General features: G+C 37.2%; 12 protein-coding genes. 5 read left to right on the forward strand and 7 right to left on the reverse strand.

The genetic code is table 11. From position 1 onward, the window contains the following. Positions 1-185 precede the first annotated feature (185 nt). Positions 186-2,966, reverse strand: coding sequence for a peptidoglycan-binding protein (locus IJF99_RS03225; RefSeq protein ID WP_292792015.1), 2,781 nt, complete (start codon positions 2,964-2,966; stop codon positions 186-188). Between the two features lie 426 nt (positions 2,967-3,392). Between IJF99_RS03225 and IJF99_RS03230 the strand changes: the two genes are divergently transcribed. Both IJF99_RS03230 and IJF99_RS03235 read left to right on the forward strand, forming a co-directional pair. Beyond that, on the forward strand, positions 3,393-3,725 hold the full coding sequence (locus tag IJF99_RS03230; RefSeq protein ID WP_292792017.1) for a hypothetical protein: 333 nt from the start codon (positions 3,393-3,395) through the stop codon (positions 3,723-3,725). Next, entirely contained in the window at positions 3,706-4,089 is a 384-nt protein-coding gene (locus IJF99_RS03235) for a DUF2283 domain-containing protein (RefSeq protein WP_292792019.1), read from the forward strand. The genes IJF99_RS03230 and IJF99_RS03235 overlap by 20 nt, the downstream gene beginning before the upstream one ends. 371 nt (positions 4,090-4,460) lie before the next feature. Here the strand turns inward: IJF99_RS03235 and IJF99_RS03240 are convergent, their stop codons facing one another. Both IJF99_RS03240 and IJF99_RS03245 read right to left on the reverse strand, forming a co-directional pair. Then, positions 4,461-4,799, reverse strand: coding sequence for a HepT-like ribonuclease domain-containing protein (locus IJF99_RS03240; protein ID WP_292792021.1), 339 nt, complete (start codon positions 4,797-4,799; stop codon positions 4,461-4,463). Further along, a complete protein-coding gene (locus tag IJF99_RS03245; protein ID WP_292741279.1) occupies positions 4,783-5,079 on the reverse strand; it encodes a nucleotidyltransferase domain-containing protein in 297 nt (98 codons plus the stop codon). Before IJF99_RS03245 ends, IJF99_RS03240 begins: the two co-directional genes overlap by 17 nt. A 367-nt stretch (positions 5,080-5,446) precedes the next feature. Between IJF99_RS03245 and IJF99_RS03250 the strand changes: the two genes are divergently transcribed. After that, entirely contained in the window at positions 5,447-5,584 is a 138-nt protein-coding gene (locus IJF99_RS03250; RefSeq protein ID WP_292792023.1) for a hypothetical protein, read from the forward strand. A gap of 9 nt (positions 5,585-5,593) precedes the next feature. Here IJF99_RS03250 and IJF99_RS03255 read toward each other — a convergent pair whose 3' ends face one another. The 4 genes from IJF99_RS03255 to IJF99_RS03270 all read right to left on the reverse strand — a co-directional run bounded on the left by IJF99_RS03255 (position 5,594) and on the right by IJF99_RS03270 (position 9,487). Further along, positions 5,594-6,235: a DUF447 domain-containing protein gene (locus IJF99_RS03255; RefSeq protein WP_292792025.1), complete on the reverse strand. Its 642-nt coding sequence runs from the start codon at positions 6,233-6,235 to the stop codon at positions 5,594-5,596. 113 nt (positions 6,236-6,348) lie between these two features. Beyond that, positions 6,349-7,407 (reverse strand): glycosyltransferase, encoded by a 1,059-nt coding sequence (locus IJF99_RS03260; protein ID WP_292792027.1) that lies wholly within the window; start codon positions 7,405-7,407, stop codon positions 6,349-6,351. 3 nt (positions 7,408-7,410) lie between these two features. After that, entirely contained in the window at positions 7,411-8,373 is a 963-nt protein-coding gene (locus tag IJF99_RS03265; protein WP_292792028.1) for a cell wall biosynthesis protein, read from the reverse strand. A gap of 52 nt (positions 8,374-8,425) precedes the next feature. Continuing rightward, positions 8,426-9,487 (reverse strand): mRNA surveillance protein pelota, encoded by a 1,062-nt coding sequence (locus IJF99_RS03270; RefSeq protein WP_292792030.1) that lies wholly within the window; start codon positions 9,485-9,487, stop codon positions 8,426-8,428. A 61-nt stretch (positions 9,488-9,548) separates the two neighbouring features. On the opposite strand from IJF99_RS03270, the gene IJF99_RS03275 reads away from it, so the two are divergent. Together IJF99_RS03275 and IJF99_RS03280 are read left to right on the forward strand one after the other, a co-directional pair. After that, positions 9,549-10,859, forward strand: a complete 1,311-nt coding sequence (locus IJF99_RS03275) for a prephenate dehydrogenase (RefSeq protein WP_366931246.1) — start codon at positions 9,549-9,551, stop codon at positions 10,857-10,859. A 313-nt stretch (positions 10,860-11,172) separates the two neighbouring features. Next, positions 11,173-13,374, forward strand: a complete 2,202-nt coding sequence (locus tag IJF99_RS03280) for a CDC48 family AAA ATPase (RefSeq protein WP_292792034.1) — start codon at positions 11,173-11,175, stop codon at positions 13,372-13,374. Positions 13,375-13,381: the final 7 nt, after the last annotated feature.

The following is a 13,381-nucleotide window of genomic DNA, read 5'->3' on the forward strand; positions in this document are numbered from 1 at the left end:
ACTACAGACAAACCAATCCAGAAATAATAAAGAAATTATACAAAACTAAAAAAGGAATTCTGACATTCTTAGACTTCCAAATGCAAAATTGGACACAAAAACATATAAAAATCAAATAAGCCTATAAAATTTTACAGACTCCAAAAAAAGAAAAAAGTGCAGATGCAATTGCATCCACATTAGATTTAAATTAAACCGAGCTTTTTGGCGGTCTTTTCATCAACCTTACCGGTCACTTTAAGACCTTTGTCATGCTGGAACTCCTTGACGGATCTCTCGGTACAGCTTTGGAACTTGCCGTCAACCTTAAGGTAGTGTCCTTTGTATGAAAGGTAGTATCCGTGGTCTTTTAGGGCCTGTTGGATTTCCTTAACGGTTGATTTGTCCTTGCTTCCTTTGGATACTGTCTTGAAGGTTACAATGACTTTAATGTTGGCTTTTTTGGATACCTTGTTGTAGTACTTGTTTCCTTTATAGGTTATTGTTGCCTTGAAGGTTCCTTTCTTTTTGAGATTTTTGATTTTGAAGACTGCTTTGCCTTTGCTGTTTGTGGTTGCCTTGTAGGTTTTGCCTTTGACTTTCAGGGTGACTTTAGCCTTCTTGATTGCTTTACCAGTGTTGTCCTTTAAGATTATAGTGTACTTTTTGGTTTTGGTAGTTGCCTTAAAGGTTTTCTTTTTGGCAGTCAGTTTAGGAGTGGCCTTTTTAACAGTAACCTTAATGTCTTTAGTTGACTTGTCATAGTTGGTATCGCCGTTGAATGTTACCTTAGCAGTGTATGTTTTAGGAGCAAGTCCTTTGGTTGATACCTTGACCTGACCGTTCTTGTCAGTGGTGTAGGTTTTAGCACCGTTCAGGTCAACGATTAATTTAGCGCCACTAACTGGATTTCCGTTGCTGTCTTTCAATGTGATAATCAAATCCTTGTTGATGTTGTAGGTTGTAGTTATTGCATTACCTGACAGTTCTGTTTTAATCTTGTTTACAGTTATTGTAGCATTGTTAACAGTTACATTATCCAATCCAACATAGGTTGCATTGACTTTATATTCGCCGTAAGCGTCAAATGTATGTTCTGCCCACCAGGTTCCATTGCCTGCATAATTTGCTTTAATTACCATGCCGTCGGAAGTACCATCTGGTAAGATAAATAGTAATTTACCATTTATAACTTCATCAGGTATATTGGATTTTGCAGTGATGTTTACTGTCTTATTGTTGGTTGTCTGGGAGGTAACATTCACATTGAATTTCATGGTTGAGTTTACTGTTTCAGCTTCAGTGTAGTATGAATCTGTGTCATGGCGAGCACGGATATAATAATTATCACCAGCAATTATGTCGAGAACAATCATACCGTTTTCATCTGTGGTTATAACCTTATTTAAAACAAGAATGTCATTAACAACTACACTGACAGTGATGTTTTGACCGGCTTCCTTATTGGATCTAGTTGGAGTTGTAGGAGAACTGCCTGTGTTTGCAATTACGTTTGCACTCCAATAGGTCACATTGGTAAAAGTAACTTCAGCATCATTTCTTGAATAAATTGCGTTTAGAAGGTTGTTGTTACCTGTGAAAATAATTGTAATGTTATTATCATTTTTGGCTACTTCTAAAGTTTCAGCATTCGCCCTATTATTTAATAAACAAGAATTAGAAACAGAGTTAATGTCTGAAGTATCCCAGAAGTAAATAGCAGAACCAGCAGTAGCATTATTGCCAGTAAAATTACAATTTGTTACAGTACCTGAAGAACTAAACCTAATAGCCCCTCCCTCTTCTGAAGCAGAGTTATTAATAAAATTACAATTTGTCACAGTACATAAATCAATGTCAATAGCACCACCCCACCTAGCTTTGTTGTTAGTGAAACTACAATTTGTCACAGTACCTGAACTACTAAAGTAAATAGCACCCCCTATATTAGCTGAGTTATTAACAAAATTACAATTTGTCACACTACCAGAAAATATTTTGATGGCACCACCATTAAAAGATACGTTGTTGTTAGTGAAATTACAATTTGTCACATTTCCAGTTTCACGGAAGTAAATTGCACCACTCCACCTAGCTTTGTTGTTAGAAAAATTACATTTTGTCACTTCACCATGATTATTGAAGTAAATGACTCCTCCATCACCATTGGATGCAGTGTTGTTAGAAAAATTACAATTTCTTACTTCATGAGTTGTACCTGAAGAACTGAAATAGATAGCACCACCATAATTATAATCACCAGTTACCTTGTTATTAATAAAATTACAATTTGCCACATTACCATTACTATAAAAGTAAACTGCACCACCATAACTATAATCGCCAGTTGCGGTGTTATTAATAAAATTACAATTTTCAACAGTACCTGAACTACTAAAGTAAACTGCACCACCATAACTATTATCGCCAGTTGCGGTGTTATTAATAAAATTACAATTTTCAACAGTACCTGAACTACTAAAGTAAATAGCGCCTCCGTTACCATTATAGTTAACATTTTTAATTGTCAAATTTTTGATTATTACACCAGAAGCACTTACACTAAATGCTCGAATAGTTGATCCGGCCATATCAATAACTGCACCATTACCATCAATAACACTGTTGGCATGAGAAATAGAAATTGTAGAACCAGAATCATAAGTATAATAATCATGTTGTAATTTAATATTTCCTCCATAACCAATCTCACTTGATAGTCCTGAATATGAACCTGTATCAGCACCTACAGCTTCTGAATCAATTTCCCCATTCACACTTACATCATTTTTTGTTTGTATCAGTGTAGTGTTGTCTTCATTTACCTGCAGATAATCCATAGCCAATTCATTGCCTGCAGATAATTCCATCTGACCTATGTCTTCACTTGCTATCACTGTATCATTCACATCACTTGCACTTACGGCTGCAATTGAAAAAATAAAAATAGCAAGCATTATTACAATTATGCTTTTCCTGTACTTCATTGGTAGCGCTCTCCACTTTTTTTGAGATAAATATTTTTTAAAAATAATGTTTTAATCAAAACGAACAATCTTGAATGTTGTTTGTCTGTTTAAAATGTTTATCCTTTGTTTATGGGTCTATAAACTGATATTTATATACCTATCGATTTGATTAAATAAATGAAATATATTTCAAACATTTCTAAAAACGGAACTATAAATTTTCTAGATTTAATTTACACCAACATCAACCAGTATCAATTCCAAATTAATCTCTACTGTATTTCAGTGCAAAAATCTAATTTACGATACTGTTCATTATATTCCATCCAATTCATAACAAACATCAAAAACAAAATTTAACAAGAAGAAATCAATATTTATTTAAGGCATTAGAAAGTATTAAATAAGAATTAAATTATAATTATTAATTAGATTTTATGGTATGTGATTTTCGTGCGAGATTATAATATCGATGAAGCTCGAGAAATTTTAAAATCACAAGACCCCAATAATTTAAAAATCATCCCTCATGTGGAAGAACGCTGGTTAGAAAGAGATTTTAAAATTAATTACACTGTAGATTGTCTAATTAATAAGATTCCATTATCGATTTCTAAAACCTATTATAATCGTTTTAAACTAATATATCCACATGAAACAAAGCCTACAATGGATTTGTATGTGATTATTGAAATTAGTGATGATGAAAATATTAGTGTCATCACTGTTTATCCAGAAGAAAAGAAGAGGAGAGAACATGAAAGGAAACGCAGATAATTCTTTTGAAGTGGATTACAGATATGATTATGCATATGATGTTTTGGCAATTAAAGTTACCAGACCATTTAAATATGATAAAACTGTTGAAATGGATGAAGGGGTTTTGTTGGATTTTGATGAAGATAATGTTCCTGTGTCTTTAGAGATTCTTGATGCTTCCAAAAGACTAAATGTTCCAAAATATAGTTTGAAGAATTTAATTGATTTTAAAATGAGTGTTTCTGTGGATGATAAATCCATATGTGTATATGCTAACTTTAAGGTTATGTTACACAATAGCGAACAGACCCCTGTTTTAGAATCATTTACCAGTAACTATTCAAATATACCTTCTATGGAAACTGAATTTGCAACTGCTTAAATTCAGTTATTTATTTTCTTTTTTTTAGTTAAATTGTTTGAATTATTATATAATTATACATAAATCAATTATTTTCTGCAATTAAGAAAACCAATTTCAAGTTAAACATTAGTAGAAAATAAGCCTATAAACTGATATTTATATACCTACCATTTTAAGAGAATAATGAAAGAAATTTCCTCCAAAACACCTAAAATTTAAAATACGAACAAGATTATCCGATGAATTTCCTATGCAATATTTTCACATTGTTTTGATTCACCTAAATTTAAATAAAAAAATAAAAATCCAAAAAATTGTTAAAAATAAAATAAAACTAGAAAATTAAAAAGCAAATCTCATATGCTAAAAAATGGTATGATTTAATTTAATCATAAAATGATTTTTTCTAGATATTGCTTAATTTCAGGAACATCATCATGCATTATTTCCCAAAAAATATCATCCACAATATTCTCATAATTATGGGCAGTGATATTTCTCAAACCAATTAACTGACCCCATTCAATTCCATCATACTCTTCACGGAATTCATCTGAAAATCTATTTGCAAATTCTCCCATCTGGATAATAACTAATGCACAAGCATCCTTATATAAACTATCAGACAAATATATTTCTTTATCATCATCAAAACGATTCAAGTAATCTTCAATACGATTACAATAATCAATTATGGTTTTAGCCCATCTTTTATCTTTTTCGTTCATATATAAGAACCTCCTCCCTGCTCACTGCTTCAAGAAATTTCTTATTTGAACTGCCTTTACTAATCACATCAACATGACATTTGAATTCCTGTTCCAAATCCTGAACTAAAGAAACATATTGAAGACCTTTTAAATCACCTTTATCCATTACAAAATCCAAATCACTATCTTCAGTTGCTTCATCACGAGCATATGAACCAAAAAGACTAAAACTATTTATCCCATATTTAACAACAATTGGAATAATTCTTTTCTTAATCTCCTCAATTGTAAAAACCATAATAGCCACCATCCTGTAATGAATTCTATTTTCATTTAATTTATTTTATAATAATATCTATGTAATGAAATAATATTAAAAAGTTTTGAAAGTGCGACGATATTAAAAAACACAAAGTGATAAAAAAATACTCATACATCAACTATAGAATATTAATTTTAAAATTGATTCATAGGATTACAAACTGATATTTCTAATACTATCCGTTTAACCGTAAAAATATAGAAAATTTAGTCCGACATAGAATCTTAAACCCATAACCTGCACTGATTTAATACAATCATTCGAATTCTTAACTGGAAAAAACATATCTTGGACAAAGTACATAGACATATTTAAAAAAAAAGATAAAATTGAGGAAAATATCATGGATGAAAAGGAATGCTACAACTGCAAGCATGTGGAATTTGACATTGGCCTTTGCACCCAATACTACTGCGGATTGCATGAAAAACTGGTCAAAATGGATGATAAGTGTGATGAGTGGAGCGAATCATCCAATTAAACCCATTGCCTATTCAACATCAAAACCCTTTTCAATCATGCTGTTTTTAAGAATCTCCATAGCCTTTATCGTATCAGGTCCTGAAACTCTTTTAATCATCCGGTTGTTTTCATTAAACCTTCCGATGAAATAATCCTGCTGTTCCTTGCTGACAAGGTCAAGTCGAGTATAGTTTGTAAGGCATTCCAGAAGCGCAAAAACCCCTCTGTTTAAAGCCTTTGCACATGGATGGTTTTTGACGATTTCAACAACATCACTGCTTACGATATAAGCCTCACCGTTTGATGTGACATGGTCTTTAATCGGATCCATTTTTCTAATGTCTGTGACATCACAAATGATATATGCCTCCGCATTTTTCAATATTGCAATGTCCTCATCATCTGTAAACTCTTCAGCATCCAGGTTTCCGATAGTTGAATTTACAAAATTTATAGGATCAAAAGTGATATTGACAACATATTTCCTTGTTTCCATAATGTTTTTCAGGGTTTTGGTGCCGACAAATAATCTGCATCCAAGTTTGTCTTTGCCTTTGCATACAATCCCTATTGGAGCAGCATTTTTTACACCGTCCTTGCTCATGGTGGTGTAAATCCCTTCATATTTCTGACCTTCTTCAATTCCTATATCTGTCAAATCCATAGCCATTTTATCATCCACATTAATTTACATTCACTATTACTATCTATTCCCAATCTAGTTAAAAATTATTGTGAAAAAATCTTGATATCATTAAAGAAAAAAAATAATTTAAATTTAGGTTAGATATCCTGAAAATTCAACTTTCTTAGTATCCTCTCTGCCAAATTGTCGGCGGCCTGTGCGCATTGCCTGCCGTAAATTTGAGCATTCCTTTGAAGTGAGTCATAGTTTTTGAAAGCCTCATCGATGCTCTTGCAGACATCGCCCACTTCGGATTCAATCATCGCACCTGCGTATATTCCCGCCATATTCTCATATCTTCCCCACTTTATTCTTGTAAGAGTGATTATAGGCTTTTCAGCGGTCAATGCTTCCTGAAGTGAAATTCCGTCATCCGTAAGGACGGCCAAATCTGCAAATTTGAATAAATCCTTCATCCAGCTGATATAACCCGTATGAATCACTTTGCCGTCGAGCGAATCGAGATACTCATCCTGCAAAGGCAAACCGACAAGAACCAGATTGTATTCATCGGTTTCGTTTGCAACCAGATTAACCGCATCAACCATTCCTTTAAATATTGAAGACCCTGATGAGAAGAGTATTGTCTTTTTATTTTCATCGAAATTGGGAAATTCCTTAAGTTTTTCCAAAGCGACATTCTTATCTCCCTTGCCGCAATCTTCAGACAATGGATAGAATGATTTTTCCATGTTTTTAGGCAGGTTTTCCAATCTGAACTTATCTATTTCAGGGAAAAGGAAACAGTAATTCAATTTTGGACAAACCGTTGAGTCAAGAGGTGTTGATATCAAAGAAAATGTGGTTTTTCGAGCCAGTTTACCTCCAAGTGAACCGACAATAGCTCCACCTCCCAAAACTCCAACAACAAAATCGGCATCGGATTTTTTAATGGCTTTTCTTGCTTTGAATGCTGCAGGTATTAGTTTGAGAGCGCCTTTTATGGCTGACAGTTTTGTAGCTGCATGCCCTCCTGCTTGGGGGATGGATATCTTATGCCATGAATATCCGTTTTTTTCAAACAAAAGCCCCGGTGCAGATTCATCAAGAGCGACATCGCATTCGACGCCCCTCCTTTCAAGTGCACTAATGGCATTTAATGCAATTACAGCATCACCGCCCAATCCTCTTCCAGTGACGACAAATAGACATTTCATGGTTTATCCTCTTTTCTGCAGCCTTACTTTTTCATTACTTGGAGTGTAACTCCTTGGATGTGATGCATATGGATTATACAATAGTCTTCTGAAACCCAATGAAATTAAAACAGGATTTTTGACATTGTATTGCTTGTCTTTTAAAATCCATTTTCTTAAGAGGTCTCCCAATCCTCCGCCTGTCAGGACATCCATAAAATAATCTCCGAAAGTAGGGTCAAGCATTCTTAATTGCTGTCTGAAGAATACTCTTAGGGTATTCCTTCTAACGAATGCAATCAATGCTGTTGTTATGAAACCGAAGACAAGCACTGACCATAATCCTCCAATAAGATAGTAAGCAATGCCCAATGCAACGCCGAATGTGTGGTTTCCTACTTCCCCAAGCATGATTTTTCCTGAAAAGTCCAATGGGGAATAAGCGATGCATGCCGCCAGTATCAGCAATGGAGTGTATACTGCAGGCAATTCGCCGAACATTGGTGAGCCAAAAATCAGCATTGCAAGGATTGCCAGAACTGACATTATGATTGTTACTATGCATGTGGATCCCGGCTGCATGTCTGAAATGTTCAATGGCTGCACCATGAGCGCAATGAATATTGAGGACACGCCGAGCCCTTCATAGAATCCGACAAGCATGACGAGTATGATTCCGACTCCTCTGGACAACTGGCCCCATTCTATTCCTAATGGGGATTTCTTTCGACCCAGAATATCGTCAATAAGTGCAAAGATACCTATTATCAAAATAAGATTGTTGAATCCTGGTAACATGTAAAAGGATAGCACTACAAATGGAACAACACCCACTGCACGTGGAATTCCGCCTCTGACATTTGGAAACAGATTTCCCAAATAACCTCTTTTTCCTAAAAATCTTAATATTATATCCAATACGGCCGTACCTATTGCTGATAAAACAAAAACAATAGCTAAAGCATAAAATATCGATGTAGACAACATATTACCACAATTACAATTACATATTTATTTTAATTTTTCTTATATATAAATTTTAAGTGATTTCGTACCTTAGAATTGCAGCCATGCCTCCCAGGCTTTCCAATTGTTTTCCGCCCTCATGTTCGCTGCTGATTACCATTACTTCCCCTTTCATGTTCTCGACCATGTCCATATCGTCGCCCATATCCTCACTAGCCACTTTGGTGTCGAGAATCAGCAATTGGCCAACTGCACCCAAGTTTATTGCATTTCTGGTTTCCCTAACTCCATATGCAATTTTGGATGAATTCCTGGCAATTTCCTCCAGAAGATTATTGACGGCTGCCATTTCAATGGCTACGCGATTTTCGAAAGTCAGTTTCTCGACAGTTCCCTTTTTGAGGACTTCAGAAATTCCGTTCCTGCCTCCGGAGCCTGTGGATTCCATGATGGAAATCTTTGCCAAATCAGGATGCTTGTCCTTCAGATAATCATGAAAGTCGTTCTTGACAAAGCCTGGCCCTGCAAGGACAATGTTTTGAATGGAATCGAACTTGCAGATTGATTCTATTACCTTTTCATAGAACTGGACAATGTTTTTCTGCCTGTTCTTGTCGAGGATTCTTTTTCCTGAAACGCTGCCCTTAATCGGTCCGTAATATTCTATTCCGAACTGCCTCATCAAGCCCAATGTCGCAGTGTCGTCTTCAAGAACAACAATTATTGCGGACAGTTTCTTGGATGCCTCTATTGCCTGATTGAGCCTTTTTATTGCCCATTTCGGCCATCTTGACTTTTTGATGGTGAGCGGGGTGTTGAGCTTAACCTCCAATGTGTGGTGGGAACCTAAAGGTATCAGATCTTCCGGGCCTCTTGTGATGACTCCCGTCAGCCTCAGTTTGCCTGTGAAGAGATGAAAAGCGATGTTTTCAATATCCAGTCCAAGATAGAATGTTTTTTTAATTCCCCTGTCACTTCTGAGTTTGTCTCCTATATTGTCCTGGATTCTGCGGGTTGTCTTTGAGGATGCGTTGTCTCCCACTTCTATGATGTGTGAAAGATGCCACAAATCATCCAATGTTTCCGGGAAAACCTCAACAATCCCTTCCTTTTCATCTTCACGTATAATCTTCATAATCTTCACGGTAATCTTTTTGGTTAATAATTTATTTATATCGTTTATTATAAAATAATTAGTGATTGAAATGAATGTCGGTATTATAGGAGGTAGTGACGGTTTGGGAAAAACCCTAATCTACTACTTCAGAGATGAATTTGATGTATACATTACAGGTAGGAATCATAAAAAGGGCAGGGAAGTTGCGGACGAATTGGGTGTCAACTATATCGAATCCAATGCAGGGCTTGCAAACATAAGCGACATGCTTGTCGTCTCCGTACCTATCCAGAACACCTGCGACGTTATCCGCGAAGTTGCACCGTTCATGAAAAGCGGATCCGTCATGGTTGACGTGACTTCAGTCAAGGAAGGCCCTACAAAAACCATGGGAGAAGTGCTGCCTGAAAATGTCGAATACATACCTACACATCCTGTTTTCGGTCCGAGAACAACCAGACTGGACAATCAGGTAATCGTTTTGACCGCAGACAAGAAGGGAAAATGGTATGACAAGGTCTATGATTATCTTGCCGGCAAGAACATGAGAATAATAGAGACCAGCGCCGAAAAGCATGACTTCATGATGAGCATCGTGCAGGTTCTGACTCATTTCTCATTCATCTCAACCGCCTCTGCAATTGAAAAGCTTAGTGTGGATTTGACTGAAACCGAGGACTATGAGAGTCCCATTTATAATCTGATGATTGATATGATTGCCCGTATCGTATCCCAAAATCCGTATCTGACATACAACATCCAATCCATGAACAGCAACGGCCCTAAAATCAGAAACGCCTTTGCGGACGCAGTTCTGGAGTTGAGGGACGTCATCAATGAAGGGGATGATGAGAAATTCATTGACATTGCCATAAGGGCAACAAAACATATGGGCGACATCAAGAACGCTTTGGGTAGAAGTGACAAGGCAATCGGCGCACTGAGTTACGAATACAGCATTCTGTATGAATCCATCGGCCAGGAAGTTGGTTTGAAACATATCTATTCCGGAAAAATCCATGTCGGAATTCTTGAAAGCATTGACGGCAAAACCGCCGTTCTGAAGGATGGAAACAAAACCAAAAAGCTTAGGATAGCCAATATCCGTATCCTGCTTCCCGAAGAGCTGTACCGGTGGAAGCTTGAAAACTCAAATCCTAGAACCGCATTCATCAGCTGCGTGTTTCCAAAGAATGTCCATGTCGAAACCATCGAGAATACCGTGTTGAGATTGGACAATATCATTGAAATCAAACTAGTAGACGCTTATGCAGGTCCCCAAATCGACGACAAGTTCATCAGCCTGACATTTGAGGTTGTTGCATTGACCAAGGATGACATCGATAATGTCAAATGCCTGTTTACAGGTTTTGGCGGAATCATCAGATAATTGTTTTATTCAATACGAACAAAAGTTAAAGTGTCAAAAAGTAATTAAATTTTAGAATTTAAAATAGCACTTTAATTTTTACTGTTTTTTACTTAATCAAAATCTACAGTGTGATTAACTGAAATTAATATTGATTATTAAGATTTTAATGAAATAACTTGTTTTTAAATGCTTTTGAAAAAATCATAAAACCGAAACCTTTATATAGTAAAACATACACAGGTATATCTGTCAATAAAGTTACAAAAAGTAACAAAAAGATTTGACGCATTACATTTACATTTACATTACAGCCAAAATGGAGATGATAGAAATGGCAGAAAACGAAATCACACTAAAAGTTGCAGAAGCGATTTCTCAAAAGGACGTCGGACAAGGCATCGCAAGACTTGATCCGAATATCATGGACGATTTAGAAATCCACGAAAGAGACCTGATTGAAATCGTCGGCGAGAGAAGAACTGCAGCGATCGCTCTTCCTTCACAAACCGATATTGGCCTCGGAGTAATAAGAATAGACGGACTTGTCCGTAAAAACTCAGGGGCAACCATCGGCGGAGAAGTGTTAATCAAAAAGGCAAATGCAACCGAAGCAAAAAAAGTTGTTTTAGCGCCAACTGAAGATAACATCCGCGTAAGAGGTGACGTGCGCGGTTTATTCGCTGGAAAAGTAATGGTTCAAGGAGACATCATAGGATCACAAATCAGAGCACCAAGGCCAAGCATGAACATGGGCTTCGGCAGCCTGTTCGATGAACTGATGGACTTCACACCGGCAATGAAGGAAATAAAATTCGCGGTAGTCTCCACCAATCCTAAAGACATCGTCATTGTCGGCCCGAACACAGAAGTCCAACTGCACGAATCCCCAGTGGACGTAAGCAAAATCGAAGGGGTCGGAAACCTTGTTGACGTAAGCTACGAGGACATCGGAGGCCTTAAAGAGGAAGTCAAAAAGGTAAGGGAAATGATTGAAATTCCTCTCAAAAGACCTGAACTCTTCGAGAAATTAGGTATCGCACCGCCAAAAGGAGTGCTGATGCACGGCCCTCCTGGAACAGGTAAGACATTGCTTGCAAAAGCCGTTGCAAGCGAAAGTGACGCGCACTTCATTGCAATCAACGGGCCTGAAATCATGAGCAAATACGTCGGCGGATCTGAAGAAAACCTAAGGGAATACTTCGAAGAAGCTGAAGAAAACTCCCCTTCAATCATATTCATAGATGAACTTGATGCAATCGCTCCAAAAAGAGAAGAAACCAACGGAGAAGTTGAAAGAAGAACCGTTGCTCAACTTTTAACATTGATGGATGGCCTCAAATCCAGAGGACAAGTGGTAGTCATCGGTGCAACCAACAGACCGGACTCCCTGGATCCTGCTCTCAGAAGACCTGGAAGATTTGACCGTGAAATCGAAATTGGAGTGCCTGACTCAGAAGAAAGAAAAGAAGTACTTGAAATACATACCAGAAACATGCCTCTATCAGAGGATGTCGACCTCGATAAAATTGCAAATACCACCCACGGATTTGTCGGAGCGGACCTTGAATCATTATGTAAGGAAGCCGCAATGAGAGTAGTCAGAAGGATCCTGCCTGAAATACAAAACGACGAGGAGATTCCAAAAGAAGTCATGGAAAAAATAGTCGTTACAGGCGACGACTTCAAAAACGCTCAAAAGGAAATCCAACCTTCAGCTCTCAGGGAAGTGCTCGTCCAAATCCCCGATATCGGATGGGATGACGTGGGTGGTCTTGAAGACGTAAAACAGGAATTGAAAGAAGCTGTCGAATGGCCATTAAAACATCCTGAAACATTCCAACGCTTAGGAATCAGACCTCCAAAAGGAACACTCCTTTACGGAATTCCGGGAACAGGTAAGACTTTGCTTGCAAAGGCTGTCGCCAGTGAAAGTGAAGCGAACTTCATCTCAGTGAAAGGTCCGGAACTTCTATCCAAATGGGTTGGAGAATCCGAAAAAGGTGTAAGAGAAGTATTCAGAAAAGCAAAACAGGCTTCCCCTACCGTGATCTTTTTCGATGAAATAGATGCAATAGCCAGTGCACGTAGCGGAAACGACACTGACAGCGGCGTGACAAAAAGAGTTGTTAACCAACTATTAACAGAAATGGACGGTTTGGAAGAGCTTGAAGACGTTGCAATAATTGCCGCAACCAACAGACCTGACATTCTGGATGCAGGTTTGATAAGGCCCGGAAGGTTTGACAGACACATCCAAGTCAAGGAACCTGACGAAGACGCAAGAGTTGCAATCTTTAAAGTGCACACCAAAGGAATGCCTTTGGCTGATGACGTTGACATTAAAAAACTGGCTAAAAACACAGAAGGTTATGTCGGAGCAGACATTGAATCAATATGCAGAGAAGCGGCGATGCTTGCTTTAAGAAATGACCTGGAAGCCAGTGAAATTCCATACAAATACTTTAAGGAAGCAATCGAAAAAGTGAAGCCAAAAAACAATAGCCAGGAAGAACAGTTAGTTCAATACATGTAAGGAAGAA

It is taken from the genome of Methanobrevibacter sp., from assembly GCF_017406825.1.
In the GTDB taxonomy this organism is placed as follows: domain Archaea; phylum Methanobacteriota; class Methanobacteria; order Methanobacteriales; family Methanobacteriaceae; genus Methanocatella.